This window comes from Methylobacterium sp. P5_C11 (genome assembly GCF_054049775.1).
Map to the genome: position 1 here is coordinate 71638 of NZ_JBFULS010000016.1, position 26875 is coordinate 98512.

The 26875-nt window shown below is 67.5% G+C and carries 25 protein-coding genes and 2 tRNA genes; 14 read left to right on the plus strand and 13 right to left on the minus strand.

The window, feature by feature from the left end:
• Positions 1 to 149 precede the first annotated feature (149 nt).
• Both ACXJKQ_RS11245 and ACXJKQ_RS11250 read left to right on the plus strand, forming a co-directional pair.
• Positions 150 to 653, plus strand: coding sequence for a hypothetical protein (locus tag ACXJKQ_RS11245; RefSeq protein ID WP_457105830.1), 504 nt, complete (start codon positions 150 to 152; stop codon positions 651 to 653).
• 21 nt (positions 654 to 674) lie between these two features.
• Positions 675 to 914 carry a hypothetical protein gene (locus ACXJKQ_RS11250; RefSeq protein WP_457105831.1) on the plus strand — a complete coding sequence of 80 codons (240 nt, stop codon included), beginning with the start codon at positions 675 to 677 and terminating at the stop codon, positions 912 to 914.
• Positions 915 to 1086: 172 nt separating this feature from the next.
• Here ACXJKQ_RS11250 and ACXJKQ_RS11255 read toward each other — a convergent pair whose 3' ends face one another.
• The gene (locus ACXJKQ_RS11255; RefSeq protein ID WP_457105832.1) at positions 1087 to 2313 is read right to left on the minus strand and encodes a glycerophosphodiester phosphodiesterase family protein; all 1227 of its coding nucleotides are present in this window, start codon (positions 2311 to 2313) and stop codon (positions 1087 to 1089) included.
• A 97-nt stretch (positions 2314 to 2410) separates the two neighbouring features.
• On the opposite strand from ACXJKQ_RS11255, the gene yddG reads away from it, so the two are divergent.
• Positions 2411 to 3316 (plus strand): aromatic amino acid exporter YddG, encoded by a 906-nt coding sequence (gene yddG, locus ACXJKQ_RS11260; RefSeq protein WP_457105833.1) that lies wholly within the window; start codon positions 2411 to 2413, stop codon positions 3314 to 3316.
• A gap of 194 nt (positions 3317 to 3510) precedes the next feature.
• On the opposite strand, the gene ACXJKQ_RS11265 is transcribed toward yddG, so the two are convergent.
• Positions 3511 to 3999, minus strand: coding sequence for a response regulator (locus ACXJKQ_RS11265; RefSeq protein ID WP_457105834.1), 489 nt, complete (start codon positions 3997 to 3999; stop codon positions 3511 to 3513).
• Between the two features lie 606 nt (positions 4000 to 4605).
• Here ACXJKQ_RS11265 and ACXJKQ_RS11270 point away from each other — a divergent pair.
• Positions 4606 to 5562 (plus strand): ABC transporter substrate-binding protein, encoded by a 957-nt coding sequence (locus ACXJKQ_RS11270; RefSeq protein WP_457105835.1) that lies wholly within the window; start codon positions 4606 to 4608, stop codon positions 5560 to 5562.
• Positions 5563 to 5714: 152 nt separating this feature from the next.
• Here the strand turns inward: ACXJKQ_RS11270 and ACXJKQ_RS11275 are convergent, their stop codons facing one another.
• Positions 5715 to 6143, minus strand: a complete 429-nt coding sequence (locus ACXJKQ_RS11275; protein ID WP_457105836.1) for a cupin domain-containing protein — start codon at positions 6141 to 6143, stop codon at positions 5715 to 5717.
• 87 nt (positions 6144 to 6230) lie between these two features.
• Between ACXJKQ_RS11275 and ACXJKQ_RS11280 the strand changes: the two genes are divergently transcribed.
• On the plus strand, positions 6231 to 6854 hold the full coding sequence (locus tag ACXJKQ_RS11280) for a ribonuclease D (RefSeq protein ID WP_457105837.1): 624 nt from the start codon (positions 6231 to 6233) through the stop codon (positions 6852 to 6854).
• 163 nt (positions 6855 to 7017) lie between these two features.
• On the opposite strand, the gene ACXJKQ_RS11285 is transcribed toward ACXJKQ_RS11280, so the two are convergent.
• On the minus strand, positions 7018 to 7656 hold the full coding sequence (locus tag ACXJKQ_RS11285) for a VOC family protein (RefSeq protein ID WP_457105838.1): 639 nt from the start codon (positions 7654 to 7656) through the stop codon (positions 7018 to 7020).
• Positions 7657 to 7877: 221 nt separating this feature from the next.
• Positions 7878 to 9287, minus strand: coding sequence for a type I glutamate--ammonia ligase (glnA, locus tag ACXJKQ_RS11290; RefSeq protein ID WP_238194911.1), 1410 nt, complete (start codon positions 9285 to 9287; stop codon positions 7878 to 7880).
• Positions 9288 to 9622: 335 nt separating this feature from the next.
• Between glnA and ACXJKQ_RS11295 the strand changes: the two genes are divergently transcribed.
• Positions 9623 to 10657: a glutamine synthetase beta-grasp domain-containing protein gene (locus tag ACXJKQ_RS11295; RefSeq protein WP_457105839.1), complete on the plus strand. Its 1035-nt coding sequence runs from the start codon at positions 9623 to 9625 to the stop codon at positions 10655 to 10657.
• 124 nt (positions 10658 to 10781) lie between these two features.
• On the opposite strand, the gene ACXJKQ_RS11300 is transcribed toward ACXJKQ_RS11295, so the two are convergent.
• Entirely contained in the window at positions 10782 to 10958 is a 177-nt protein-coding gene (locus ACXJKQ_RS11300; RefSeq protein ID WP_457105840.1) for a DUF2735 domain-containing protein, read from the minus strand.
• Positions 10959 to 11139: 181 nt separating this feature from the next.
• A complete protein-coding gene (locus ACXJKQ_RS11305; protein ID WP_003600526.1) occupies positions 11140 to 11478 on the minus strand; it encodes a P-II family nitrogen regulator in 339 nt (112 codons plus the stop codon).
• 194 nt (positions 11479 to 11672) lie between these two features.
• Here ACXJKQ_RS11305 and ACXJKQ_RS11310 point away from each other — a divergent pair, with 194 nt between their 5' ends.
• Positions 11673 to 13175, plus strand: coding sequence for an NAD(P)H-hydrate dehydratase (locus ACXJKQ_RS11310; RefSeq protein ID WP_457105841.1), 1503 nt, complete (start codon positions 11673 to 11675; stop codon positions 13173 to 13175).
• Here the strand turns inward: ACXJKQ_RS11310 and ACXJKQ_RS11315 are convergent.
• The gene (locus ACXJKQ_RS11315; RefSeq protein ID WP_457105842.1) at positions 13168 to 14712 is read right to left on the minus strand and encodes a multicopper oxidase family protein; all 1545 of its coding nucleotides are present in this window, start codon (positions 14710 to 14712) and stop codon (positions 13168 to 13170) included. The genes ACXJKQ_RS11310 and ACXJKQ_RS11315 overlap by 8 nt on opposite strands.
• A 148-nt stretch (positions 14713 to 14860) precedes the next feature.
• On the opposite strand from ACXJKQ_RS11315, the gene ACXJKQ_RS11320 reads away from it, so the two are divergent.
• The 7 genes from ACXJKQ_RS11320 (at position 14861) to ACXJKQ_RS11350 (ending at position 22328) form a co-directional block, all read left to right on the plus strand.
• Positions 14861 to 14945 (plus strand) — tRNA-Leu (locus ACXJKQ_RS11320).
• A 130-nt stretch (positions 14946 to 15075) separates the two neighbouring features.
• Complete coding sequence (gene tig / locus ACXJKQ_RS11325) at positions 15076 to 16512, plus strand: trigger factor (protein WP_457105843.1); 1437 nt, start codon at positions 15076 to 15078, stop codon at positions 16510 to 16512.
• Positions 16513 to 16639: 127 nt separating this feature from the next.
• On the plus strand, positions 16640 to 17266 hold the full coding sequence (locus ACXJKQ_RS11330) for an ATP-dependent Clp protease proteolytic subunit (protein ID WP_012322036.1): 627 nt from the start codon (positions 16640 to 16642) through the stop codon (positions 17264 to 17266).
• A 185-nt stretch (positions 17267 to 17451) separates the two neighbouring features.
• Positions 17452 to 18723, plus strand: a complete 1272-nt coding sequence (gene clpX / locus ACXJKQ_RS11335) for an ATP-dependent Clp protease ATP-binding subunit ClpX (RefSeq protein WP_043385521.1) — start codon at positions 17452 to 17454, stop codon at positions 18721 to 18723.
• Positions 18724 to 18972: 249 nt separating this feature from the next.
• The gene (gene lon / locus ACXJKQ_RS11340; protein WP_457105844.1) at positions 18973 to 21399 is read left to right on the plus strand and encodes an endopeptidase La; all 2427 of its coding nucleotides are present in this window, start codon (positions 18973 to 18975) and stop codon (positions 21397 to 21399) included.
• 69 nt (positions 21400 to 21468) lie between these two features.
• Positions 21469 to 22191, plus strand: coding sequence for an aspartate/glutamate racemase family protein (locus ACXJKQ_RS11345; RefSeq protein ID WP_457105845.1), 723 nt, complete (start codon positions 21469 to 21471; stop codon positions 22189 to 22191).
• A gap of 61 nt (positions 22192 to 22252) precedes the next feature.
• Positions 22253 to 22328: transfer RNA gene (locus ACXJKQ_RS11350), tRNA-Val, on the plus strand.
• A gap of 51 nt (positions 22329 to 22379) precedes the next feature.
• Here ACXJKQ_RS11350 and ACXJKQ_RS11355 read toward each other — a convergent pair.
• The 5 genes from ACXJKQ_RS11355 to ACXJKQ_RS11375 all read right to left on the minus strand — a co-directional run.
• Positions 22380 to 23291 carry an alpha/beta fold hydrolase gene (locus ACXJKQ_RS11355; protein ID WP_457105846.1) on the minus strand — a complete coding sequence of 304 codons (912 nt, stop codon included), beginning with the start codon at positions 23289 to 23291 and terminating at the stop codon, positions 22380 to 22382.
• The gene (locus ACXJKQ_RS11360) at positions 23292 to 24305 is read right to left on the minus strand and encodes an SDR family oxidoreductase (protein ID WP_457105847.1); all 1014 of its coding nucleotides are present in this window, start codon (positions 24303 to 24305) and stop codon (positions 23292 to 23294) included. It lies immediately after the preceding gene.
• A 645-nt stretch (positions 24306 to 24950) separates the two neighbouring features.
• Positions 24951 to 26330 (minus strand): HD-GYP domain-containing protein, encoded by a 1380-nt coding sequence (locus ACXJKQ_RS11365; protein ID WP_457105848.1) that lies wholly within the window; start codon positions 26328 to 26330, stop codon positions 24951 to 24953.
• A gap of 79 nt (positions 26331 to 26409) precedes the next feature.
• Positions 26410 to 26598, minus strand: a complete 189-nt coding sequence (locus tag ACXJKQ_RS11370) for a hypothetical protein (RefSeq protein WP_457105849.1) — start codon at positions 26596 to 26598, stop codon at positions 26410 to 26412.
• A gap of 47 nt (positions 26599 to 26645) precedes the next feature.
• Positions 26646 to 26875 (minus strand): cupin domain-containing protein (locus ACXJKQ_RS11375; RefSeq protein ID WP_457105850.1); only part of this gene is annotated, 230 nt, incomplete at its 5' end.

The window sequence follows — 26875 nt, forward strand, 5'->3', positions numbered from 1 at the left end:
CGGTCTCCGGGGCCGGGCGGGATAACGGGCATTGCGGGCACCGATCGGCGCCATCGCCCGCGTGTTCTGAGACACGAACAATTCGACCGGCCTCGTATATCTCTCGTTCCATCGGGTCGCGGAAGGTCGCCCCGACAGTTTACGAGTCCATGGTCATCATGAACAAATGGATTAATGGTAAATTCGGCGTTCAGTTTATCGGTGAGGAACTGGATTGTTATTTGCTAAGCGCATCCGCTCGTGCCGATCGTCCGGCGAGCCCCCGGAGCCGCGCCCGTCCCTCCGTCGCGAAGCTTGGTCTGGCCGCGGCCTGTGTCCTCGGGCTGGCCGCGTGCGTCACGCCGCAGGAGCGCCACGCGATGGATCGGAACCAGTGCGCTGCCTTCGGCTTCGAGCCCGGAACCGACGCCTTTGCCGAATGCATGATGGGGCTCCACCAGGAGCGCGCCGTCGCGCAGGCCAACAGCACCCTGTACGCGCAGGCGCAGCTCGCGGAGCAGAGCCGCCGCCGCGAGGCCCGGCAAGACCTCTACAAGATCGTCAGCCTGCAGCGGAGCGGCGACGCGGGCTTTCCGATCTGCGGAGCGTCGTCCGAGGGCGGCATGGATCGCCGGACCATGACTTGGTACGGCCCGAACTGCCGCGCCCGCTGATCGATATCAGGGAGATCGACGATGTCGGACGTCACCGCCCAGGGACCGGGGAACGCGAGCAAGTTCATCTTCGCCACGACGGCGATGTTCGCGGCCACGATCGGTATGGTCACGCAGGACTGGGGATGGTTTTTCCTGGCGATGCTCGGCAGCGCCGCGGTGCAATGCGTGATCTACATGCCGCTTCAGCGCTCCCGCGGATGGAAGCCGCTCAACTTCGCCCATCTGGGCCATCTCGTCCTGCTGCTGTTCCCGCACTGAGACGCCCATCCCCGGCGGCGCCCCGAGAGGCCGCCGCCTGTCCCTTTGCTCCGGCACGCCGAGACAACCCCTCATGACGCTCGCCCTGATCATCGCCGGCTTCCTCATCGTCAACGTCGCGATGGCCGGCGTCTTCTCCCTCGTAGCCCTGTGGGCCGACTGAGCCGCACCCCTACGGCGCGCCGACGCAGTTGGCGTAGAAGGTCGTCGTCGCAGGCCAGTCGGAGAAGACGCCCAGCACGCCCACCTGCCCGTGCAGGACATCGAGCAGCCGCAGGATGTCGCCGTCGTCGGTGACCACCGGCTTGATCGACTGATAATAGTATCCGCCGCCGCCCTTCAGGGGGCCCGAGCGCTCCAGGGACCACGCGATCAGGCCCAGCCCGGCCGTCTTCGCCGCCCGGGCGTAGGTGGAGGGCTCGATCGTCCCGTCCGGTCCCGGCCGGACCAGCATCCAGAGCGGCGGGGCCAGGATCGTCACGCCTTTCTGCGCCAGCTCAGCCATGCCGGGCTGCCACGTGGCCGGCTTCTCCGGGTCGAAGCCCTTGGCGGTCTCGTCGCGGTCGTCGAGGAAGATCGCCTGGCGGCCGAAATCCGGATCCTTGTCGAGCCAGTACAGGATGTCCCGGAGCTGGAAGCTTTGCGGATAGACGTCTGAGGCCGGGATGCCGGCCTGCCTGTACTCGTCGATCAGCTGCTGGGCGTACATGTCCTGGGTGTAGGTGCCGTCGAACGGCATCGCGACCTGGGGTGCCTTCAACTCGGGCGTGAACTTTCGCCCCATCCCCTTCACGAGCGCGATGTACTCCCTGTGGGTCATCAGCGTGCCGGTGCCGGCATAGAGATCGGTGCGCCAGCGCGGGGTTGCGCTCATGTAGGCTGCGACCGTCGTGGCCTCCGGATCGGCCGCATCCATCTTGCCGTTGAGCGCCTTGAACTCGTCCAGCGTCAGGTCGCTGGTGCAGCACTTGGCCGAGGCCTTGCGCCCGGTCGCCGGATCGGCCGGCGCGAAGCCCTGCGTGCACTTCGCCGCGAATTCGGGCCGGGCCAGGATGTCGGTGGTCGTGTGCAGGTCGCACTGACTGTGGCGGCAGACGAGCTGCCGGTCCTTGGTGAAGGCCACGTCGCACTCGATGATCCCGGCGCCCATCCGGTCGGCAGCGATCAGGCCCTCCCGGGTGTGCTCGGGGAACATCAGCGGCGCGCCGCGATGCGAGATCGAGAAGGTCCTGGGCGTGTAGGTCCGGTTGACGCCGCAGGCTGCGAGCTTGTCCTTCAGGGGGCCGGGCTTGAGCCGGTCGACAAGGTAGAACGGCCGCGGCCCGAGCTGGGCGGCCTCGCCGGCGAGCCCGGGGCTCGCCAGCAGGAACAGACTCAGGCCGATCAAGATCGCACGCATCGCGAACCTCCCCTCTCGGATCGCAGGTAGAGCACCGCGGTGACGACGGCGTGACCCCAGTCTCGCCGACTCGCGAGCCGCGTGATAGCCGCGGGCCATGAGCGCGTCCGCATCGAGTCCCTCCGCCCGCACGCCGGCCGCGACCCTTGCGGGTTTCGGGGCGATCCTGCTGTGGTCGCTGCTCGCCCTCTTCACGGCGGCTTCCGGGGCGGTTCCGCCGTTCCAGCTCGCCGCCATGACCTTCCTCATCGGCGGCCTGTGCGGCTGCGCGACCTGGATCGCCCGGCCGAGCCGCGCCCGTGCGCTGATTCAGCCCTGGACGGTCTGGCTGCTCGGGGTCGGCGGCCTGTTCGGCTACCACGCCCTGTATTTCAGCGCCCTGCGTCTCGCGCCGCCGGCCGAGGCGGGGTTGATCAACTATCTCTGGCCGCTGCTCATCGTCCTGTTCTCCGCACGGCTCCCGGGCTCGGCCGGTCTGCGTCCGGGCCACCTCGCCGGGGCTTTCCTGGGCCTCGCCGGCGTCGCGGCCCTGTTCGCCGGCAGGGGCGATCTCGGCTTCGCGCCGGGCGCGGTGCCGGGCTACGCGGCCTCCCTGGCGGCAGCGTTCGTCTGGGCCGGCTACTCGGTGCTCTCGGCCCGGGTCGGGGCGGTGCCCACGGATGCGGTCGCGGGCTTCTGCCTCGCCACGGCCGCGCTGAGCCTTGCCTGTCACGGCGCCTTCGAGGCGACGGTCTGGCCCGCCGATGCCGCGCAGTGGGGCGCGGTGGTCCTGCTCGGCCTCGGACCGGTGGGCGCCGCCTTCTACCTCTGGGACATCGGCTGCAAGCGCGGCGACGTCCGCCTGCTCGGCGTCACGGCCTATGCGGCGCCCGTGCTCTCGACGCTGATCCTGGTGGCGGCGGGCTATGCCAGCCCGAGCCCGGCGTTGGCGCTCGCCGGCCTGCTGATCGTGGCGGGGGCGCTCGCAGCGGTGCGCGCTTCGCGGGTCGTGCGGCGGGCCTGAGGTGGGACGCCAATCAACTGGACCGTGCGGTGGCTGCTGACGACCCACCTCCGCCGTTCATGCTGACGCGCGCCGATCGCGAAAGCCGACGCACGGACGGTATCCAGTGGGGCTTCCGCGATGCGGATCGAGTGCGTCGAAGCTGTCTCTGGCGCCGTGACCGATCGAGGCTGGACGGTAAGGGCGAGCGGAGGTCAGGTCTTGTCCGGCTCGGTGGTGGGGGCCGCAACAGCTCCGACACCGCCGCTCACTTCCGTTCCCGTATGGGGCGGCACGCCACTAGGCAGTACGGGAGCGGCGGAGGGCTCGTCCTCGACCTCTCCGAGGCTGGCCTCCACCTCGTGTATGAGGTCCGCGAAATCGTATGGCTTGTTGAGCAGGCGTGTGCCCGGCGGCAACGCGCGCTTCAGGTCAGCGCCGGCTCCCGAGGTGACGATGATGCCGACGGCGGGCCAGCGGTGATGAACGAGATGCGCGAGGGCCACCCCATCGCCCACGATGCCACGCCCTGTGATCAGCATGCGTACGGCGGCAATTTCTTCGAGCACCGCCAACGCCTCCGCGGCCGTGCGCACCTCGATGGCCCGAAAGCCGACATCGCTCAGCATGTCGGCCGTGACCATACGGACGAGCCGATCCGACTCCGCGATGAGGATGGCTACAGGTCTGCTGTCGACAGTCATCAAGCCTCCTCTTCTCACACTGACGGTCGTCAGGACGAGGAGCTTCGGAGCACTCCGGCATGGCGATGTCGCGGCTCCGGGGGCATCGGAGCCAGCCTGTATCTTATCGCACCACGAGCGGGATCCCTAATCCGGAAGACGTGCGTTGCAGACGGTGCATCCCATTTGGTTCGGGTAGGCCGACGCAGACCGGCGCGATCGGTCCACCTTGAATGCGCCTTTGGAAGGCCGCTGTTTGCGGCTGTTTTCGACCCGTAACGGCCGTACAGACAACTGTCGGCGTTTCTCGAAAGCGGCCATGATCTCTTTCCGTGCGACCCTGCAACTACGCACTGCGGATGAAGGTCCCGCACAGTTTGCCACTCAGTTGGTTCTTCCGTCAGATTTGGACCAAGATCCGAGCGCTTCAAGCGTGGTCCAACACGTTTAAGGCCCGGCCTGAGGGCCAAGTCTACGATCCGTCTCCGCTCTTGATAAGTTGATCTTTGCCGGTTATATTTTCATAGGTCATTGCATTCAGTGGTGTTAAAAAGCATCTCACCGATCATATTTGACCTTCGCGTCTGATGAGCGCTTACCGCAATGCTTAAGATAATACTAATCCAAATGCTGGCGGTTGCAATTTTCTCGACGGCCGCCGTCGGCGATCAGGGACTTAAGGAAATAAAAGTATCGGTCATCACAAATTTTTCCGAGTCAGATCCTGCGGCTCAAATTCTCGTAAAACAATTTGTAGACACTCTAAACGGTGAAAAATCTAAGGATATATCCATAAAATATGAATACTATTGGTCAAGTGGAAATGTCGAAGCTGTGCGAAGTTACGCCAAGAAAATTGTTTTAAGTCAACCCGACGTGATATTTGCCGCTACGACGCCGGTGGTGCGGTCCCTTCTGCAGGAAACAAAAACAATACCTATCGTATTCGCGACAGTGGCTGATCCAGTCGGCAGCGGATTTGTAGAAAACTTGGCTGCTCCTGGAAAAAATGTTACCGGATTCGTGAATTCAGAAGGCAGTATCGCCGGCAAGTGGGTGCAATATTTGAAAGAATTGATACCCGGAATGTCCTGCGTAACGATGATGTATAATCCTAGCACCGCTCCATACTATAAATACTACGTGTCTCCATTCGAGGAAGCATCGAGATCAATGAATGTGACATCCAGGCTATCTCCTGTTGCCACAGAAAAAGATATCGAAAACACCATAAAAGGACTGTCGGTAGAAAAATGTGGCCTCATTCTCATGAATGACAGCTTTAATTATATACATCGTCGAATAATAAGCTCAACCTCCGAGAAATATGGCATCCCAGTGGCCGCCTATAACAAAGCAACCGCGCAAGATGAGGCACTAGTAGCTTATGGTCCTGAAGAGGCGGACGCGTATAAAAAGGCCGCTGGGTATGCTAAGAAAATAATCGATGGCGCTGATGTGGGAAAGCTGCCAGTTCAGTTCAATACTAGTTTTTACTTATCTATCAATATTCAGAAGGCCAAGAAACTTGGATTAGAAATTCCAGCCTCTTTTCTCTCGCGGGTCGACGAAGAGGTTGAATGAATCTGCATGGCATTTGAATGAAGTGGGCAGGCTTCGACGTTTTCCCGCATGTGACAGTGACGTCCGCTCCGACGCACGTGACGCTCGGAAGCGGACCAACCGAAATCCAGCCCTCTCAGACATCCACGCGTTCACCACACGTGGCGCAGACCCTAACCCCGCGGCGTCGGCCGCCAGTCCGGCGGCGCCATCTCGAACCCCGAGAATTSGAAGCCCGGCGACACCGTGCAGCCGACGAGCGTCCAGGCGCCGAGGCTGGTGGCGGTCTGCCAGTGGCCGGCCGGGACGACGCAGTGCGGGCGCTGGCCGGCGGCGAGATCCGGTCCGAGATGCCGGGCCTCGGCATCGTGCCCGTTCGGGCTCGTGGTGATCACGAGCGGCGCGCCAGCATGCCAGTGCCAGATCTCGGTGGCGTCGACCCGGTGCCACGCGGAGACCTCGCCGAGATCCAGCAGGAAGTAGATCGCCGTGCCGACCGAGCGGCCGTCCACCGTCCGGGGATCGCGGAAAGTCTCGCGGTAATGGCCGCCCTCGGGATGCGGTTTCAGCCCCAGCGTCGCGATCACTTCGGCTGCCGTCATGGTCCGCCTCTCCTTCCGCCGCGCCGGCCGCTTGCCGGCCCTTGGCGCCGATGGTACCGGCCGAAAAACCCGCAAGGTCCGAAAACGATGCCGAGCCCGACCGTACGCCTCCACCACGGCGACCTGCCCGCCGATTACGACGCGGGCCGGGCGGTGGCCATCGATACCGAGACGCTCGGGCTCAACCCGCACCGGGACCGGCTCTGCGTGGTGCAGCTCTCCACCGGCGACGGCACGGCCGACATTGTCCAGATCCCGCAAGATGGTCCGGAGCCGGTCGTGCTCAAGGGCATCCTGGCCGATCCGGCGGTCGTCAAGATCTTCCACTTCGCCCGGTTCGACGTCGCGGTCCTGTTCAAGGCGTTCGGGGTGATGCCGGCGCCGGTCTACTGCACCAAGATCGCCTCGAAGCTCGCCCGGACCTACACGGACCGCCACGGCCTGAAGGACGTGGTCCGCGAACTCGTCGGCGTCGACCTGTCGAAGCAGCAGCAATCCTCGGATTGGGGGGCCGACAGCCTGTCGCAGGCGCAGCTCGATTACGCGGCCTCGGACGTGCTCCACCTCCACGCGGCCCGCGACCGGCTCGATGGGATGCTGGCCCGGGAGGGGCGAAGCGACCTCGCAGCGGCCTGTTTCGCCTTCCTTCCGACCCGTGCCCGCCTCGACCTCGACGGCTGGCCCGAGACCGACATCTTCGCGCATACCTGAGGATGCGGGGGACACGCGCACGTCCTGCGTCGCGTGAGACTTTCCTGTCACCGCGCCGCGACGCGTCGCTGGTAGGTTGCGGCTGTCGGCGCCTTCGGGTGCCGGCCAGGCCCTCCTCGCCGGTCGCCAACCCGATCAGGCCGACGAGGAGGGCTCGTCCCAGTCAGGTCAGTGTCCGCGTGCCCGACGGCGTGGTGATCCGGGCCGTGAAGCGGGGGAGGGCGCCCCGTGCGAGGTGCGGCGGGTCGCCGAGGCCCAGCCGCCCGTGGAGCGCCGCCACCCCGTCCGGATCCGGATGGGCCAGCTCCACCGCATCGAGATGCACCCCCAGATCCGGCATCCCCCGGGCGGGGTTGCCCCGCGGACCCCACGCCATCACGCAGGGCGCGGCGCCGTCGGCCGGCCACGCCCCGTCCGGACGCAGGCCGAAGCGCCACGACAGGTCCCCGCGGGTCATGGTGGCGGCCTGTCCGAGCAGGGCGCCATGGGCGGCGAGAACGCCATCGAGATCGTCCGTCCGGGCGACCAGGCCGCGCAGCCGACGTCCCGCCTCCCAATCCGCCCGCACCTGTCCGGCGTCATCGAGGCCGAACCAGCGGGCGCCGGACGGCGGTGGCGCCTCGGGATCGACGGCGATCACCTCGAGGAACAGGGCTTCGCCGAGGCGCAGAAGGTGGTTGCGGGTGCCCAACTCGCGATGGCGTCCGCCCTCCGGCATCACGAGGCCAAGGCAGTCGCGGACATGGGCCACGCCCTCCGCGAGGTTGGGGGCGACGACGACGAGGTGGTCGAGGGTGAGCATCGGCCAGGCTCCGTGCGACCCCTCCAGCTTACACTTTGGGCCGGCAGGCATGCCACGGGCCGCGCCGGTCTCCGCCGTGCCCGCGTCCCGGCCTGCATGCCTCAGGATGCGCGGATGGATCGGCTGACTCTTGAACATCCATGAAAAAGGCCGGAACCCCGTGAGAGGCCCCGGCCCGGGAGAGGATGGCGGGCCGGGCATCGCGCCCGGCCCCTCTCACCTCACAGCGAGTAGTACTGCACGAACTCGATCGGGTGCGGGGTCATCTCGTAGCGCAGCACCTCGGTCATCTTCAGCTCGATGAACGAGTCGATCTGGTCGTCCGAGAACACGCCGCCCTCCTTGAGGAAGGCCCGGTCCTTGTCGAGGCTGGCGAGCGCTTCGCGGAGCGAGCCGCACACGGTCGGGATCTTCTTGAGCTCCCGCGGCGGCAGCTCGTAGAGATCCTTGTCCATGGCCGGACCCGGGTCGATCTTGTTGCGGATGCCGTCGAGGCCGGCCATCAGCAGCGCTGAGAAGGCGAGGTAGGGGTTCGCCATCGGGTCGGGGAAGCGGACCTCGACGCGCTTGGCCTTCGGGCTCTTGGTCCACGGGATGCGGCAGGAGGCCGAGCGGTTGCGGGCCGAGTAGGCCAGCAGCACCGGCGCCTCGTAGCCCGGCACCAGGCGCTTGTACGAGTTGGTCGACGGGTTGGTGAAGGCGTTGAGCGCCTTGGCGTGCTTGATGATGCCGCCGATGTACCAGAGGCATTCCTGGGAGAGGCCGGCATACTTGTCGCCGGCGAAGACCGGCTTGCCGTCCTTCCATATCGACTGGTGGACGTGCATGCCCGAGCCGTTGTCGCCGTAGACGGGCTTCGGCATGAAGGTCGCGGACTTGCCGTAGCTCTGCGCGACGTTGTGGATGCAATACTTGTAGATCTGCATGTGGTCGGCGAGCAGGGTCAGCGTGTCGAACTTCATGCCGAGTTCGTGCTGGGCCGAGGCCACCTCGTGGTGGTGCTTCTCGACCTTCACGCCCATGGACTGCATGGCGGCCAGCATCTCGCCGCGCATGTCCTGGGCCGAATCCTGCGGCGGCACAGGGAAGTAGCCGCCCTTGGTCTGCACCCGGTGGCCGAGGTTGCCGCCCTCGTAGTCGGTGAAGCCGTTGGTCGGCAGCTCGGTGGAATCGAGCTCGAAGCCGGTGCGGTAGGGGTCGGCGCCGAACTTCACGTCGTCGAACACGAAGAACTCGGCCTCGGGGCCGACATAGATCGTGTCGCCGATGCCGGTCTGCTGCAGGTAGGCCTCGGCGCGCTTGGCGGTGCCGCGGGGGTCGCGGCCGTAGGGCTCGCCCGTGGCCGGCTCCAGCACGTCGCAGACGATCGACATCGTTGCGGCGGAGAAGAACGGGTCGAGGGTGGCGGTCACGGGGTCGGGCATCAGCAGCATGTCGGACTCGTTGATCGCCTTCCAGCCGGCGATCGAGGAGCCGTCGAACATGGTGCCCTCGTCGAAGATCTCCTCGTCGATGAGCGACACGTCGAACGTGACGTGCTGCCACTTGCCGCGCGGGTCGGTGAACCGGAAGTCCACGTAGCGCACGTCGTTGTCCCGGATCGTCTTCAGCACCTCGGCCGCTGTGGTCATCGTGGGCATCCTCCAGGGATCTCTGAAACGTCTGTCGTGCGCACCCGCATCCAGTCGGCTACGCCGGCAAGCGGCGCTTGATATCCGTCGCGGGCGTCTGTTGCCACCCGCGTGGCGCCGGAATCGGCCGACCGGTGAAACGTTTGCTCCGCGAATGCGCCCGATCTCGAAAGCGTGAACGCGTCCATCCCCGTCTAGGGCGTCGTCCTCTCGCTGCAAAGGCGTTTCTGGCACGCTCCGTGCAAAGGCGGCATCGGCCGTCGTGGAGGCGGCAAGCCGTTCGCGTCTTCCCGGGTTGCCCCAGGTCGCGCATCGATACGGACGAGAGAACCGGAATGACCAAATATAAGCTCGAGTACATATGGCTCGACGGGTATACGCCGACCCCGAACCTGCGCGGTAAGACGCAGATCAAGGAATTCGACAGCTTCCCGACCCTCGAGCAGCTCCCGATGTGGGGCTTCGACGGCTCGTCCACCAAGCAGGCCGAGGGCGGCAGCTCCGATTGCATGCTCAAGCCCGTGCGCCACTTCCCCGACCCGGCCCGCAAGAACGGCGTGCTGGTGATGTGCGAAGTGATGATGCCGGACGGCGTGACCCCGCACGAGTCCAACAAGCGCGCCACGATCCTGGACGATGCCGGCGCCTGGTTCGGCTTCGAGCAGGAGTACTTCCTCTACAAGGACGGCCGCCCGCTCGGTTTCCCGGCCTCCGGCTACCCGGCGCCGCAGGGCCCGTACTACACCGGCGTCGGCTATTCGAACGTCGGCGACGTCGCCCGCAAGATCGTCGAGGAGCACCTCGACCTCTGCCTCGAGGCCGGCATCAACCACGAGGGCATCAACGCCGAGGTGGCCAAGGGCCAGTGGGAGTTCCAGATCTTCGGCAAGGGCTCCAAGAAGGCCGCCGACGAGATGTGGATGGCCCGATACCTCCTGCAGCRCCTCTGCGAGACCTACGGCATCGACGTCGAGTACCATTGCAAGCCGCTCGGCGACACCGACTGGAACGGCTCGGGCATGCACTGCAACTTCTCGACCGCGTTCATGCGCGAGCACGGCGGCAAGGCCTATTTCGAGACGCTCATGGAGGCGTTCAAGAACGCCCGCGAGGAGCACATCGCCGTCTACGGTCCGGACAACCACATGCGCCTGACCGGCAAGCACGAGACCGCCTCGATCCACGAGTTCTCGTACGGCGTGGCCGACCGCGGCGCCTCGATCCGCGTGCCGCACTCCTTCGTCAACAACGGCTACAAGGGTTACCTTGAGGACCGCCGTCCGAACTCCCAGGGCGACCCCTACCAGATCGCCTCGCAGGTGCTGAAGACGATCGCTTCCGTGCCGACTGAGGCCGCCGCAGCCGCGTAAGTCGCGCGGGGGGCATCACGCGCCCCACGTCAAGTCAACGAAGCCGGGCTCTTCAGTCCGGCTTCGTCGTGTTCAGGCTTCGGGATTCCGCCGTGGCCGCCATGGCGGCAAGGGCCGCCTCGCCTCAGGAGCGGCGTGGGCGGTCGTCCTCGCGGATGGCCGCCTCGTGATACCACGCGCCGCCGAAGCTCGGCGTCGGCGCCGGCTTCGCATCCGGACTCGTCCGGGGCGCCACGCGCACGCGCCGGAACGCGGACAGATCGTAGATCTTGGCAGTCTCGCGCGGGTCCGTGACGGCCATCGCACATCCTCCTGCATCGGGTTCACGCGGCCGATGATCCCGGCCGTTCCCGATGATGTGGGGTGCGGAGAGCGGCGCTCCATAGCGAGGAACGCCGATGCCGGACATTCGCGCAGTGCGAAATCTTAGGCAGTGCCCGGAAAAGACGGTTCCGAGGGGCGGGACCGCGGGACGATGCGGGTCAGATCGCGTCCGTGCCGGTCTCACCAGTGCGGATGCGGATCGCCTCCTCGATGGTCGAGACGAAGATCTTGCCGTCGCCGATGCGGCCGGTCTGGGCCGACTTGCGGATCGCCTCGACGGCGCCCTCCACCAGCGCGTCGGACAGAACGATCTCCAGCTTCACCTTTGGCAGGAAGTCGACCACGTATTCGGCACCCCGATAGAGTTCCGTGTGGCCCTTCTGGCGGCCGAAGCCCTTCGCTTCGATCACGGTGATGCCCTGGAGGCCGACCTCCTGGAGCGCCTCCTTCACCTCGTCGAGCTTGAAAGGCTTGATGATCGCTTCGATCTTCTTCATGCCGCTCGGGCCTGCGCTGCGGTGTCCGTCATTTCTAACATCCTCGTGACGCCTCCGCCATGCCGTTTTCTTGGCGTGTCCGATGATAGTGCCCATTTCCTGTGCGATCTACGCACATCCTTCGGGCGATTGGCGGGTTTTTGGCGAAATTTTAGTCAGGACTGATCGGTGCGCGGGCAAAGGCGGAGACGGATATGCGGTTGTTGACGGTCGCGGCCATGCGGCGGGTCGATGCCGCGGCGATCGCGGGTGGTGTGCCCGGCATCCGCCTGATGGAGGCGGCCGGGGCGGCGGTCGCGGCCCGCGCCCGGGGGCGGCTGCCGGCAGGCGGCCGGGCGCTGATCCTGTGCGGACCGGGCAACAACGGCGGTGACGGCTTCGTGGCCGCCCGGCTGCTGGCCGAGACCGGCCACGTGGTCGACCTTGTTCTCCTCGGGGACCGGGCGGCGCTGACGGGGGATGCCGCCCTGGCGGCCCAGGCCTGGACGGGAGCGGTCCAGCGGGCCGCCCCCGGCGCGCTGCCGTCCTGCGACCTCGTGATCGACGCCTTGTTCGGGGCGGGACTGTCGCGCGACCTCGACGGGGAGGCCCGTGCGCTCGTCGAAGCGGTGAATGCCGCCGGGATCCCGGTACTGGCGATCGACGTGCCGAGCGGGGTCGACGGCGATACCGGCGCGGTTCGCGGCACGGCGATCCGGGCCGTGGAGACCGTGACGTTCGTGGCGTTGAAGCCCGGGCACCTCCTGCAACCCGGGCGCGGCCTCTGCGGCCAGCTTAGCCTCGCTGAGATCGGGACGGGACCGGAGGCGCTCGAGGCCGGCCTCGCCACCGGCGCACCGCTCCACCGAAACGGACCGGACCTGTGGGCCGCGGCCTTCCCACGCCTCGATGGGGCCAGCCACAAATATACCCGCGGCCACGCCCTCGTGCTGTCGGGACCGGCGACCAAGACCGGTGCCGCCCGGCTCGCCGCCCGCGGCGCCCTGCGGGTCGGCGCCGGGCTCGTGACCGTCGCCTCGCCGACCGCGGCGCTCGCCGAGAACGCCGCGCACCTCACGGCGATCATGCTGCGGCCATGCGAGAGCGCCGACGATCTCGACGACCTGCTCACCGACGAGCGCCTCAACGTGATCCTGGCCGGCCCCGGTCTCGGCACCGGCGCGCCGACCCGGGAGCGCGTCGCCGTGGCGGCGGCGGCCGGGCGCAACCTCGTCCTCGATGCTGACGCGCTGACGAGCTTTTCCGGACAGGCGCCGCTCCTGGCCGCGCATCTCGCCGACGGCGATGCGCGCGCCGTGCTGACCCCCCATGCCGGGGAATTCGCGCGCCTGTTCGACGGCACGGACGCCATGGCGGAGACGGCCGACAAGGTCGCCCGAACACGCGCGGCAGCCGAACTCGCCGGCGCGGTGGTGGTCCTGAAAGGGGCCGACACCGTCATCGCGAGTCCCGACGGGCGTGCGGCGATCAACGACCACGGCAGCCCCTATCTCGGCACGGCCGGCTCGGGCGACGTGCTCGCTGGCCTGATCGCGGGCCTGCTGGCGCAGGGCATGGAGCCCTTCGCGGCCGCCGCCGCCGGCGTCTGGCTCCACGGGGATGCCGGCCTGCGGCACGGCCCCGGGCTGATCGCCGAGGACATTCCCGAGCTGATGCCGGCGGTGCTGCGGGACCTCGCGGCGGCCGATTTCAGGTGACCTCGAACACCGTCCACAGGCCGGTGTCGAACCGCTCCAGCACCGTGGCGCTGATCAGCCAGCGGCCGGGATTATCGGCCAGGAAGCCGATCCGGGCGGTCYGGCCTTCCAGCAGTTGGAACGTGTCGAGCCAGTAGGGCTCCCAGCCGTCGTCCAGGGGATGGAGCAGGCGGAAGCAGTGCCCGTGGAGGTGCAGCGCCTGGGGGAAGGCGGTCTCGTTGCGCAGGGCCAGGACCACAACCTGGCCCCGCTTTACCGAAAAGATCGGCTGGAGGCCCGCGACCCCGGCGGCCCCGTTCACCGACCAGATCTTCTGCGGATCGCCCGTATAGACCGGATCGGGCGTGGCGGTCTCTCTGGCGGCGTCTTTGGCGCCCGCCTTGTCCTTGGGCACAAAGGCACCGCCGGAGATCACGACATCCCGGCGCAGGGCGTTCTGGAGCTTGATCTCGGCCGGGAGGCGCTTGTTCTCGCCGATCGGGCCGATCGGCGGCCGCTTCTCGGTGATCCGGGCGCCCTTCGTGGTCACGCTCGCCAGCGTCAGGCCCTTCCCGACCAGCGCCTCGATCGTGCATCGGGCGCCCTCTTCCTCGGGGAGGTCGACCAGGAGGTCGTAGCGGGTGCCCGGCGGGAAGGGGAGGGTGGCGCGCAGGGGCTCGAACGTGTCGGTCGGCTGTCCGTCGACCGCCGCCACGTAGACCTTCACGCCCTCGAACCGGAGCCGCGTCGCCCGGGCGTTGCAGGCGTTCCCGAGACGCAGGCGGACCCGTGCCCCCGGGCGCGCCTCGATGGTCCCCGGCACGGGCTGGCCGTTGACCGTGACGAGGTTGCCGAGCCGGCCGTGGGCGGCGGCGAGGGCCGTCTGCCCGAACGGCATCAGGCTGCCGTCGTCCTGAAGGCGCCAGTCCTGCAGCACGACGCTGACATCGGCGTCGACGGAGGGCGGGTTCGTCTCCTCGACGACCAGCATGCCCGCGAGCCCGCGGCCCGACGGCTCGCTCGCTCCGCCGACGACCAGGGGGCGGATCAGGTAGGATCCGGCATCGGGCGGGGTGAACGCGTAGAGAAAGTCGCCCCCCGGCGGGATCGGCGCCTGGGTGACCCCGCCGACGCCGTCCATGGCGTTGACGATGCGCACGCCGTGCCAGTGCAGCGACAGGGGCTTGTCGGTTCGGTTCTCCACCTTCAGCCGCACCGGCTGGCCGAGCTTCACCCGGATGACGGGGGGCAGGGCCTTGCCGTCGAAACACCAGACCGCCGTGTCCGGCGCCGGCTCGGGCCTGAACCGCGCCCGGCCGGGGGCCGCCGCCAGGGAAGCGGGTTCCGGCTGCGCCGGCGCGGGCGGCGTCGTCCCGGGTGCAGACCCCGGCGGGGTTCCCGGCCCCTGAGCCCACGCCGCGCCCGGCGCGAGCCCGAAGGCCGGCACGAGCCCGAAGGCCGGCACGAGCCCGAAGGCGGCCGCGGCGGTGAGCAGGGTCCGGCGCGAGGGCGCGCCGTCGCGCGATTCGGTCGGCGGCACGGGGCGGGATGGCGGCATGGTCACTCGGCTGCGGCTCGCGACGGGTCCGCTCCTTAGCGGCGCGCGGGCTCCCGCGCCACAGGGGCAAGTTTTTTGCTGCGGGCCGTCCGGCCCATGCTATAGGGCGCGCTTCCGGCGGCCGGCGATGCGCCGGATGTCGGCGCGCGCGGGCGTGGCGGAACTGGTAGACGCGCTGGATTTAGGTTCCAGTGTCGCAAGACGTGGGGGTTCGAGCCCCTCCGCCCGCACCAGGAATTCTGCTGCGGTTGCGGTCCCCCCGGGACCCTCCGTCTCGTACCCGACATCTCGGCATCCCGGTCCGCGCGAGCACGACGCCGGCCCGGCCGGCGACCACAGGTTCTTTGAAGAGCGACGACGACGATGCAGGTGACCGAGATCAACGCCCAAGGGACTGCCACCCCTGGGCTGAAGCGCGAGTTTCAGGTTCTGCTGGCCGCCCAGGAGCTCGAAGAGCGCCTGACCAACGAGCTGTCCGGCATGAAGGACAAGGTGCAGCTCAAGGGCTTCCGCCCCGGTAAGGTGCCGGTGGCGCACCTGCGCAAGGTCTACGGCCGCTCCGTGATGGCCGAGGTGGTTCAGAACGCCGTCAACGAGGCCAACCGTCAGATCGTCACCGATAACGGCCTCAAGCTGGCCCTCGAGCCGCAGGTCGAGTTCCCGAGTGATCAGGCCGAGGTCGAGAAGGCGCTGGACGCCAAGGGCGATCTCGCCTTCAAGGTCGCCCTCGAGGTGATGCCGAGCTTCGAGCTGGCCGACCTCTCCGACGTCAGCCTGACTAAGCGCGTCGCTAAGCCCTCCGACGCAGAGGTCGACGAGGCCCTGGCGCGCATGGCCGGCCAGAGCCGTCCCTTCGCCGAGCGCGAGGAGGGCGCCGAGGCCCAGAGCGGCGACCGTGTCACCATCGACTTCGTCGGTCGCATCGACGGCGAGGAGTTCCAGGGTGGCAAGGGCGACGGCATCGATCTGGAGCTCGGGTCCGGCTCGTTCATTCCGGGGTTCGAGGAGCAGCTCGTCGGCGCCAAAGTCGGCGACAAGCGCCTCGTGAAGGTCACCTTCCCGGAATCCTACGGGGCCGAGCACCTCGCCGGCAAGGACGCCGAGTTCGACGTCACGGTCACGAAGATCCAGGCCGCCGGCGAGGCCAAAGTCGACGACGAACTCGCCAAGTCCATGGGCATGGAATCGCTGGAGAAGCTCCGCGAGGCCGTGTCGGAGGCGATCGGCCGGGATTTCGAGACCGCCTCGCGCCGACTCCTCAAGAAGGACCTCCTCGACGCCCTCGACGGCAAGTACGCCTTCGAGCTGCCCCCGTCCCTGGTGGCGCAGGAATTCGCCGCCGTGTGGGCGCAGGTGGAGCAGGACCTCAAGACCCGCGGCAAGACCTTCGCCGACGAGGACACCACCGAGGAGAAGGCCCAGGCCGAGTACAGGAAGATCGCCGAACGGCGCGTCCGTCTCGGTCTCGTGCTTGCGCAGGTCGGCGAGAGCGCCGATATCAAGGTCTCGGACGAGGAGGTGAACCAGGCCCTCATCGCCCGGGTCCGGCAGTTCCCGGGCCAGGAGCAGCAGGTCTGGGACTTCTACCGGAAGAATGCGCAGGCGCTCGCGGAACTCCGCGCGCCCCTGTTCGAGGAGAAGGTGGTCGACCACGTCCTCGGGCAGATCAAGCTCGTCGAGGAGCCCGTCTCGAAAGAGGCGCTTTTCGCAGACGAGGATGACGACGACACGACCGGCGCAAAGCCGGCAGACAAGGCCGAGGCCAAGGACGAGTCCAAGACCGAAGCCAAGGCCGACTGAGTCCCGCACTGTCCGAGCGACGGCGGGCAAGGGTTAGGCGGTGGTTAAGCATCGCCGATGTTCGCTGACATGCCCGGGGCTGCCCTGATTCGCGGCAGCCCCGGGCCTCACTCCGGGGCAGGACGAGATGAGAGATCCGATCGACGTCTATAACAACGCGCTCGTGCCGATGGTCGTCGAGCAGTCGAGCCGCGGCGAGCGCGCCTTCGACATCTACTCCCGCCTTCTCCGCGAGCGCATCATCTTCCTCACCGGCCCCGTGGAGGATTACGGCGCGTCGCTGATCGTGGCGCAGCTGCTGTTCCTCGAGGCGGAGAACCCGAAGAAGGAAATTTCCTTCTACATCAACTCCCCCGGCGGCGTGGTCACCTCCGGCCTGTCGATCTACGACACGATGCAGTTCATCCGCTGCCCGGTGACGACTCTCTGCGTCGGCCAGGCCGCCTCCATGGGCTCGCTCCTGCTCACCGCCGGCGAGCCGGGTCACCGCTTCGCCCTGCCGAACGCCCGGATCATGGTTCACCAGCCGTCGGGCGGCTTCCAGGGCCAAGCGACCGACATCCTGATCCACGCCCGCGAGATCGAGGCGCTGAAGCGGCGCCTGAACGAGATCTACGTGAAGCACACGGGTCGCGACTACGACACGATCCATACGGCGCTGGAGCGCGACAACTTCATGACCGCGGACGCGGCCAAGGAGTTCGGGCTCATCGACGAGGTGATCGAGAAGCGTCCCGAGCCGGCGGCCGCCTGATCGGATCCGCGACGCCTGACTGCCGCGGCGCGGCCTTGATCCCGCCGCGGCAGCGTGTTTGCATCCGGGATCGGGTCCGTCGGTCAAAGGCGCGCAGCACACTGTTTCTTTAAACGGACCCCCTACATTCAAACGATGCGCGTTCGCCCCTTGCCGGCTGCGGACGCGAGGAATCGGAGACCGATATGAGCAAGACTGGCGGCAACGACTCCAAGAGCACGCTGTATTGCTCGTTCTGCGGCAAGAGCCAGCACGAGGTCCGCAAGCTGATTGCCGGACCGACGGTGTTCATCTGCGACGAGTGCGTCGAGCTGTGCATGGACATCATCCGCGAGGAGTCGAAATCCTCGCTCGTGAAGAGCCGCGACGGGGTGCCGACCCCGAAGGAAATCCGCCGCGTCCTCGACGACTACGTCATCGGCCAGGACTTCGCCAAGAAGGTCCTCTCGGTCGCGGTCCACAACCATTATAAGCGGCTCGCCCACGCGACGAAGCACAACGACGTCGAGCTGGCCAAGTCCAACATCATGCTGATCGGGCCGACCGGCTCGGGCAAGACGCTGCTCGCGCAGACGCTGGCCCGGATCCTCGACGTGCCGTTCACCATGGCGGATGCCACGACGCTCACCGAAGCCGGCTATGTCGGTGAGGACGTCGAGAACATCATCCTCAAGCTGCTCCAGGCGTCGGACTACAACGTCGAGCGGGCACAGCGCGGCATCGTCTACATCGACGAGATCGACAAGATCTCCCGTAAGTCCGACAACCCGTCGATCACCCGCGACGTGTCGGGCGAGGGCGTTCAGCAGGCCCTCCTCAAGATCATGGAGGGCACGGTCGCCTCCGTCCCGCCCCAGGGCGGCCGGAAGCACCCGCAGCAGGAATTCCTGCAGGTCGACACGACCAACATCCTGTTCATCTGCGGCGGCGCCTTCGCGGGGCTGGAGCGGATCATCTCCCAGCGCGGCAAGGGCACCTCGATCGGCTTCGGCGCGACCGTGCAGGCCCCGGACGACCGTCGCACCGGCGAGATCTTCCGCTCGGTCGAGCCCGAGGATCTGCTGAAGTTCGGCCTCATCCCGGAGTTCGTCGGCCGTCTGCCGGTCCTGGCGACGCTGGAGGACCTCGACGAGGCGGCCCTCAAGAAGATCCTGCAGGAGCCGAAGAACGCCCTGGTCAAGCAGTACCAGCGCCTGTTCGAGATGGAGAACGTCGACCTGACGTTCCAGGACGACGCGCTGTCGCTCGTCGCCCGCAAGGCGATCGAGCGCAAGACCGGCGCCCGCGGCCTGCGCTCGATCCTGGAGACGATCCTGCTCGACACGATGTACGACCTGCCGGGCCTGGAATCCGTCGAGCAGGTGGTCATCGGCCCGGAGGTAGTCGAGGGCAAGTCGCGCCCCCTCTACATCCACGGCGACCGCAACAAGGAAGCGCCCGCCAGCGTCAGCGCGTAAGCGCTTGGTAGGGTTGCATTAAGCGCCCGGCTCCGGCCGGGCGCGCTGCGGGGAACATCTTGAAAACGCTGCCCCCCGCAGCCACCTCAGGCTCAGCGCGGAGGCCGTACGCTCCTTCGAGGTGCGGTCCGCGTTACCAGCCGCAAAGTCCCAAAAAGCCCCGACCCTCGCGGCCCGGTCGGCCCCTGGCTGTAGGCGCGCTCCATGCATGGAGGCGTCGAACCCGGGCGTCCCTGAGAGGAAGTCAGCATGTCACAGTCGAAATCGCGCCAGCCGGTGGTCCCGGGTTCGACAGGCTCATACGCCGTCCTCCCCCTGCGCGACATCGTCGTCTTCCCGCACATGATCGTGCCCCTGTTCGTGGGCCGCGAGAAGTCGATCCGCGCCCTCGAGGAGGCCGTCCGCACCGATCGCCACATCCTGCTCGCCACCCAGATCAACGCGGGCGACGACGATCCGGCGACCGACGCGATCTACAAGATCGGCACCCTTGCCTCGGTGCTCCAACTCCTGAAGCTGCCCGACGGGACCGTAAAGGTTCTGGTCGAGGGCGTCGGCCGCGCCAAGGTCACGGGCTTCACCCGTTCGGACGAGTACTACGAGGCGACGGCGGAAGCCCTCCATGACGAACTCGGCGACCGCGTCGAGGCCGAAGCCCTCGCGCGCTCGGTGCTCTCGGAGTTCGAGAACTACGTCAAGCTGAACAAGAAGATCTCGCCCGAGGTCGTCTCTGCCGTGACCCAGATCGACGAGCCCTCCAAGCTCGCCGACACGATCGGCTCGCACCTGCTCGTCAAGATCTCCGACAAGCAGGGCATCCTGGAGACGCCCACGGTTGCGCAGCGCCTCGAGCGCGTGCTGTCGCTGATGGAGAGCGAGATCTCCGTGCTCCAGGTGGAGAAGCGCATCCGGACCCGCGTCAAGCGGCAGATGGAGAAGACCCAGCGCGAGTACTACTTGAACGAGCAGATGAAGGCGATCCAGAAGGAGCTGGGTGACTCCGAGGATGGCCGCGACGAGCTGGCCGAGCTGGAAGAGAAGATCGAGAAGACCAAGCTCTCCAAGGAGGCCCGCGACAAGGCGACGGCCGAGCTGAAGAAGCTGCGCCAGATGTCGCCGATGTCGGCCGAGGCGACCGTCGTGCGCAACTACCTCGACTGGATGCTTGGCATCCCGTGGGGCAAGCGCTCGAAGATCAAGAAGGATCTGCTCGGCGCCCAGGCGCTGCTCGACGACGATCATTTCGGCCTCGACAAGGTCAAGGAGCGGATCGTCGAGTACCTCGCGGTGCAACAGCGCGCGAACAAGCTCACCGGCCCGATCCTGTGCCTCGTCGGTCCCCCCGGCGTCGGCAAGACCTCTCTCGGCAAGTCCATCGCCAAGGCGACGGGTCGCGAGTTCGTCCGCATGTCGCTCGGCGGCGTGCGCGACGAGGCCGAGATCCGCGGTCACCGCCGGACCTATATCGGCTCGATGCCCGGCAAGATCGTGCAGTCGATGCGCAAGGCGAAGACCTCGAACCCGCTCATCCTGCTCGACGAGATCGACAAGATGGGCATGGACTTCCGTGGCGATCCTTCCGCGGCGCTCCTCGAGGTTCTGGATCCCGAGCAGAACAGCACCTTCAACGACCACTACCTGGAGGTGGATTACGACCTCTCGAACGTGATGTTCGTGACCACGGCCAACACCCTCAACATCCCGGGCCCGCTCATGGACCGGATGGAGGTGATCCGCATCGCCGGATACACCGAGGAGGAGAAGGTCGAGATCGCGCGCAAACACCTGATCCCGAACGCCCTGAAGAAGCACGGCCTCGGGACGCAGGAGTGGTCGATCGACGATGACGGGCTGATGATGCTGGTCCGCCGCTACACGCGGGAGGCCGGCGTCCGCAACCTGGAGCGGGAGCTGTCGAACCTGATCCGCAAGGCGGTGAAGGAGATCCTGATCACCAAGACCAAGTCGGTCGCGGTGAACGTGGAGACCTTGCCGGTCTTCCTCGGCCCGCCGAAGTTCCGCTACGGCGAGATCGATGCGGACGATCAGGTCGGCGTCGTGACGGGTCTGGCCTGGACCGAGGTCGGCGGCGAGTTGCTGACGATCGAGGGCGTCATGATGCCTGGCAAGGGCAAGATGACGGTCACCGGCAACCTGAAGGACGTGATGAAGGAGTCGATCTCGGCGGCCGCATCCTACGTGCGCTCCCGGGCCATCGACTTCGGCATCGAGCCGCCGCTGTTCGAGCGGCGCGACATCCACGTTCACGTTCCCGAGGGCGCGACCCCGAAGGACGGTCCGTCGGCCGGCATCGCCATGGCCACCGCGATCATCTCGACGCTGACCGGCATCCCGGTCCGCCGCGACGTCGCGATGACCGGCGAGGTGACGCTCCGCGGTCGGGTGCTTCCGATCGGCGGCCTCAAAGAGAAGCTGCTCGCCGCGCTCCGCGGCGGCATCAAGACGGTGCTGATCCCCGAGGAGAACGCCAAGGACATCGCCGAGGTGCCCGACAGCGTGAAGAACGGTCTGGAGATCGTGCCCGTCTCCCGGATGGATCAGGTGCTGGAGAAGGCGCTGGTCCGGCAGCCGGTCGCGATCGAGTGGGAAGAGCCCCTGCCGGTGGCCAAGCCTGCCCGGTCCGAGGAGGACGGGGCCGCCTTCGTGGCACACTGACCCGATGCGCGAGTGACGCGAGCCCCCGGAGCGAGAGCCCCGGGGGCTTTTTCATGCGCGGAGGGCTGGATGCGCATCCTTCTGATCAATCCCAATACCAGCACGGCCGTGACCGACCTCGTCGCGGGCTATGTTCGGGCTCAACTCGCGGGCCGGGCTGCGTTGCGCGCGGTCACGGGTCGTTTCGGCGCCCGCTACATCGCGAGCCGCTCGGCCGCCGCCATCGCGGGCCATGCCGCCCTGGACGCCCTCGCGGAGCACGGTTCGGATTGCGATGCGGTCTATCTGGCCTGTTTCGGCGATCCCGGCCTTCTGGCCCTGCGGGAGCTCTCGCGGGTGCCGGTGGTCGGCATGGCGGAAGCCGCCTGCCGCGAGGCCGCCGCGCAGGGCCGCTTCGGTATCGTAACCGGCGGTCCGGCCTGGGAACCGATGCTGCGCGAGTTCGTCGGCACGCTCGGTCTGTCGGGGCCGCTTGCGGCGATCCGCACCGTTGCGCCGAGCGGCGGTGCGATCGCCGAGAACCCCGATGCCGCACTCTCGGCCCTGGCCGAAGCCTGCATCGCCTGCGCCGAACGCGGTGCTGACTCCGTGATCCTCGGTGGTGCCGGGCTGGCGGGACTTACCGCGCGCATCGCGGGCCGGGTACCGTGTCGGCTGATCTGCTCCGTGGAGGCCGGCACCCGCGCCGTCCTGGCGGCCGCGCACGGATCCATGTCGCCCCGGAGTGGGCCAGAAGCGGTGGAGAGCATCGGGCTTGGCCCCGCCCTCGCTGCCCGGCTCGTCGGCTCCTGACACCTGGGCGCACCGGGCGCCCTTGCACGGGACCGGCGCCATGCCGTAACGGTCCACGACCGGGCGGTTAGCTCAGTCGGTAGAGCGTCTCCTTTACACGGAGAGGGTCGGGGGTTCGAGTCCCTCACCGCCCACCATCCGTCCGGACCTGCCGCGCCACGCACCGTCTGCTTGCCGCGACGGGCGCGTTACGGGCTCGCATGCGCCGCGAGGGCCGCGCGCACCACCGCGTCGGGCCGCACATGATGCAGCATGTGTCCGACGCCGGCCAAACGCTCGAACCGCGCGCCGGGGATCATGCTGGCCGCGCGCTGCCCGTGCAGGGTTGTATTCACCACCAGATCGGCGCTGCCGCCTAGTATATGGACAGGCCGGCGCAGCGACGGATAGCCGAGGACGCTGCGCGAGAGCGCCGGCCAGAGCCAGCCGGCATCCTCGCCGTCGGCCGTGATCTGCGCGGCGCCGCCGGCGAGGGCGAAGGGAAATTGACGGGCGAAGTGTGGCGGCATCGCCTCGGGAAGGAACATGGCGTTCCACAACAGGGGCAGGAGCACCCGGTCGCTGCTCCCGCCCAGCAGGGCTGACAGAGCATCGCCGCCGAATGGCAGCGCCCGTGGCCAGAACAGCACCTGCTCGAGGCGGAGTTCCGGGAAGCAGATCGGCGCCAGGGCGACGATACCGGCGATTTCGTCCGGATGGAGCATCCCGTAGGCGAGGGCGACGGCCGCGCCGAACGAGTGACCGAGGATCACCGGCCGCTCCAGACCGAGGCGGCGCACCGCCTCGCGGATCTGCGCAGCCTGATCCCATATGTCGGCGGCGCGCCCGCGGGGCCGGCGGCTGAAGCCGTGGCCGGGACGGTCGACGGCGACGACGCGGAAATGCTCGGACAGCGCCGGCACCGGGCCGAGCCAGACGTCCTCCAGGCACATCAGCGTGCCGTGAATCACCACGAGATCCGGGCCAGTGCCGGTCTCCGCGTAGGCGATCGTCCGATCCTCGGCCAAGGACAGGATCCGGCGCGGTACGATCCGGGGATCCGTCCCGGCTTCCTGTGCGGGCCGGTCGAGGCCCGGCACGGTTAGCGACACGATAGACACTTACAGGCGCCGCCGGCGACCGGGCGAGGTGCCGATCACGGCGAGGGCGGTGGCGGCACCAACCCCGAGGAGGCCGGCTGCTGCGGCCAGGGGATGCAGGGTCGCGCGGGTGTAGGCGCTGGTCCGCATGACCGGCACGGGCGGATCGCCCCGCGTGTCGCCGGCCGCCACCGGCCCGTGCAGGGCGCCGTCGGGGTGGCGCGGCGGGCTTCCCCGCTTCTGAAGGGCTATGATCGCCGGCGCGAGGTGATCGTAGGCACCCGGCGCCAACTCCTTGCCGGCCACGAAGGCCTTGCCGGCGCCGCCGACGAAGATGTCGCGCTGCGGGCGCACGGCCGCGTGCAGGATGGCGTTCGCGACCTCTTCGGGCGGGTAGATCGGCGGCGGCAGGCTCGGCTCGCGGTCCATGTAGTTGCGTGCGCGCTGGGGCAGGGGCGTGTCGATCGAGGCCGGCTTGATCAGCGTCACCGAGACCGGCGCGTTCTCGTCCATCAGCTCCATGCGCAGGGCGTCGGTGAAGCCCTTCACAGCGTGTTTCGAGGCCGCGTACATGCCCTGGTACGGGAAGGCGAGATCCGAGGCGATGCTGCCGACGTTGACGAGGGCGCCGCCGTGCCGGCGCAGGTGGTCCGCCGCCACCAGGGACCCGTACACCGTGCCCCAGAAATTGGTCTGGATCAGGCGCTCATGGTCGGCGTCGCTGATCTCGCGCAGCCGGCCGTAGATCGTGCCGCCCGCAACGTTCACCCAGGTGTCGAAGCCGCCGAATGTGGCTGCGGCCCGATCGGCGACCGCCTGCACGTCGGCCCGCCGGCCGACATCGGCGACGACGTCGATCGCTTTGCCGCCGACGCCCTCGATCTCGGTCCGGATGCGCGCCAGGGCGTCGCCGCTGCGCGCCGCCAGCACAACCCGGGCGCCGCGCCCGGCGGCCATCCGGGCGGTGGCGAGGCCGATGCCGGACGATGCGCCTGTGATTACGATGACCTGCTCGCGGAGCGGCTTGTGCTTCATGCTCTGTCCCGGGGTCTCGATGTGCGGCGGGCTGCGGTGCCCCTACGTCCCGCTATCCACCGGGCGGACAGCATTGTTCCTGGGAAGGGGCCGGTCTTCGAGTCGCAGGCGCGCTCCGATCAGGGTTGATCCAAATGCCTGAAGGCGAACGGCCGGCTGGTGGGATGTCCGAGGCGGGCGGCCGGCGGATCTCGGTCCGTGATCCGGAAGTGGACGCTCCGCCTGCAACCCGACGTCACCTTGGATGCCGATACAGGCCGTTCCAGAACGGGGCCCAGGCCGCTTTCCGGCAGGACCGGCGGGCGATTCGATTTTACACCTAGAAGGTGCAGTTTAGGTTGTATCAAATACAATTGAAATTGCTTTCGGCCTGTACTGTCGGACCATGCATCCTGCAGTCACCGGACGGAAGGCGGCTTCGTCGGCGATCGACATCTGCCACGTGTCCCTGGACCAGGAAGCTCACAGCATGCTCGCACGCATCGGCGATTCGCTTTATCTTCGGGCTCTGCGTTCGCCGGCCTGCGGATGGCTGGTGCGCACAGCCATCGTTCTGGCGTCACGTGGCGCATCATCGCCCTGCGGCGCAGCCGCGACGATGGTCCCGGTCCGGTAGCCGAACTACGCGCGGAGGGGCGGCGCGCCTTATGCCGCCCGAGCGAGATCGCCCTCGATCGCGGCGAGCGCCCGCTCCAGCGCCGCGAAGCAGGTGGGATCGAACGCCGTGCCGAGGTCCGCGCGCATGATGCCGAGCGCCTTCTCGAGCGACATGGCCGCCCGGTAGGGGCGGTCGGCGGTCAGCGCGTCGAACACGTCTGCGACCGAGACGATGCGGATCTCGGGTGCGATCGCATCGCCTTTCAGCCCACGGGGATAGCCCTTGCCGTCCAGCCGCTCGTGGTGACTGCCTCCGATGCAGGCCATCTCGTGAAACACCGCCGCGCGGGACAGGATGGTCTCGGACAGGGCGGCGTGATTGCGCATGTCCCGCCACTCCGCATCGTCCAGCTTGCCGTTCTTGTCGAGGATCGCGTTCGAGACCCCGAGCTTGCCGACATCGTGCAGGAGCGCGGCCCGTTTGAGCCAGCGGCGGCGTTCCGCGGAAAACCCGAGTTCGGCCGCGATCATATCGGCGTAGACCGCGACCCGCTCCGAGTGACCGGACGTGAACGGGCTCTTGGCATCGATGATCTGCGCGAAGGCACGGGCGACGTCGTCGAGATAGTCCTCGTCTACGACGATCGGGCTGGCCGGTGCCAGCGCGAAGACCGCCGCCTCGACCGCGTCCGATCCCAGCGTCTCCCAGAAGCCGGGTTCGACCGCGACCGCCTCGAAGCAGGCGACGACCTGAGGATCGAACCACGTGCCCGAGCGCGCCCGCACTTCAGCGATCGCGGCCGCAGAACCGGCTGCGGTGTGAAAGACGTCGACGACCTGCGCGAGCAGCGCCACGCGTGCGTAGATCGGGATCGCGGGGCCGGCGAGACGGTCCGGTCGGCCGCTGCCGTTCCAGTGTTCGTCCAGCGCGTGGATGGCGTCGCAGACGCTCGCCGGGAAGCGGAGCTGACGGGCGATCTGTGCCCCGCGCTGACAGCGGGTCTGAATGAGATCATCGGCAATCGCGCCGCCGTTCTRCAAGATGTTGAGCACCGCGCGGAAACGTTCGGCCAAGCCTGCCTTGAGGCCCGTGTGCGAGAAGACGAAGCCCAGGACTTTTGGCAGGCTGTCGCTCACGGTCTTGAAATCACGCTTGAAGCTGAGATCGTCGGACAGGTAGAGTTCGCAGATGCGCGCGGCGTTGCTGGAGCATCCGAGATCCTTCAGCATGACCGTGTGATAGAGTTCCCAGAGCTGCAGCTCGGGGAGGCCCATGGCCCGACCTATGTGGACGCCGATCCAAGTCGCGCGCACGCAATGGCCCACGGGCTGACCCTCCGTCAGGTCGAGGGCGTGGCTCATCGCTCCGAGGACTTCCGATAGCTGAACCGTCCTGGCTCCTTCTTCGCCGCCTGACACGATCCGCATCGTTCTCGTCCAATCTCTTGCCTTATAGGCGTCGAGACTGCCTGTAGAACCTGATCAAAACGTTGCGTTGCCGTCGTGTTCAAGCCGGACGGAGACCGAGCCGACGGTACGGCAGGACCATCCGCAGCGCGGCTCGAACCGAGACGACGGCGATGGCCAGTTCGACGCCATGGCTGCTCGGCAACGGATTGGCGCGGATCCAGCCGTTGCGGCTTTCGGTCTCGCCCTCACCGATCCGCCTGCGAGCGGGCGTGCCCGACTTCTGCAAGAGATCCGAGGCGGGCGCCCTGGCTCGCGCGCTCAGTCGTCCAGGCCTCAGCGTCCGTAGATATCCTCGACGCGGATGATGTCGTCCTCGCCGGTGTAGGATCCGACCTGGACCTCGATCAGCTCCAGGGGGATCTTGCCCGGATTGGCCAGGCGATGCATCGAGCCGATCGGCAGGTAGACCGCCTCGTTCTCGTGGACCAGCACGATCCGGTCGTCGATCGTCACCTCGGCGGTGCCGCGCACCACCACCCAGTGCTCGGCCCGGTGGTAGTGCT

Excerpts from the sequence above, each read along its gene's own strand:
- ACXJKQ_RS11245 (WP_457105830.1), top strand. The coding sequence starts at position 150 with ATGGTCATCATGAACAAATGGATTAATGGTAAATTCGGCGTTCAGTTT.
- ACXJKQ_RS11250 (WP_457105831.1), top strand. The coding sequence starts at position 675 with ATGTCGGACGTCACCGCCCAGGGACCGGGGAACGCGAGCAAGTTCATC.
- ACXJKQ_RS11255 (WP_457105832.1), bottom strand. The coding sequence starts at position 2,313 with ATGCGTGCGATCTTGATCGGCCTGAGTCTGTTCCTGCTGGCGAGCCCC.
- yddG (WP_457105833.1), top strand. The coding sequence starts at position 2,411 with ATGAGCGCGTCCGCATCGAGTCCCTCCGCCCGCACGCCGGCCGCGACC.
- ACXJKQ_RS11265 (WP_457105834.1), bottom strand. The coding sequence starts at position 3,999 with ATGACTGTCGACAGCAGACCTGTAGCCATCCTCATCGCGGAGTCGGAT.
- ACXJKQ_RS11270 (WP_457105835.1), top strand. The coding sequence starts at position 4,606 with ATGCTGGCGGTTGCAATTTTCTCGACGGCCGCCGTCGGCGATCAGGGA.
- ACXJKQ_RS11280 (WP_457105837.1), top strand. The coding sequence starts at position 6,231 with ATGCCGAGCCCGACCGTACGCCTCCACCACGGCGACCTGCCCGCCGAT.
- ACXJKQ_RS11285 (WP_457105838.1), bottom strand. The coding sequence starts at position 7,656 with ATGCTCACCCTCGACCACCTCGTCGTCGTCGCCCCCAACCTCGCGGAG.
- glnA (WP_238194911.1), bottom strand. The coding sequence starts at position 9,287 with ATGACCACAGCGGCCGAGGTGCTGAAGACGATCCGGGACAACGACGTG.
- ACXJKQ_RS11300 (WP_457105840.1), bottom strand. The coding sequence starts at position 10,958 with ATGGCCGTCACGGACCCGCGCGAGACTGCCAAGATCTACGATCTGTCC.
- ACXJKQ_RS11305 (WP_003600526.1), bottom strand. The coding sequence starts at position 11,478 with ATGAAGAAGATCGAAGCGATCATCAAGCCTTTCAAGCTCGACGAGGTG.
- ACXJKQ_RS11310 (WP_457105841.1), top strand. The coding sequence starts at position 11,673 with ATGCGGTTGTTGACGGTCGCGGCCATGCGGCGGGTCGATGCCGCGGCG.
- tig (WP_457105843.1), top strand. The coding sequence starts at position 15,076 with ATGCAGGTGACCGAGATCAACGCCCAAGGGACTGCCACCCCTGGGCTG.
- ACXJKQ_RS11330 (WP_012322036.1), top strand. The coding sequence starts at position 16,640 with ATGAGAGATCCGATCGACGTCTATAACAACGCGCTCGTGCCGATGGTC.
- clpX (WP_043385521.1), top strand. The coding sequence starts at position 17,452 with ATGAGCAAGACTGGCGGCAACGACTCCAAGAGCACGCTGTATTGCTCG.
- lon (WP_457105844.1), top strand. The coding sequence starts at position 18,973 with ATGTCACAGTCGAAATCGCGCCAGCCGGTGGTCCCGGGTTCGACAGGC.
- ACXJKQ_RS11345 (WP_457105845.1), top strand. The coding sequence starts at position 21,469 with ATGCGCATCCTTCTGATCAATCCCAATACCAGCACGGCCGTGACCGAC.
- ACXJKQ_RS11360 (WP_457105847.1), bottom strand. The coding sequence starts at position 24,305 with ATGAAGCACAAGCCGCTCCGCGAGCAGGTCATCGTAATCACAGGCGCA.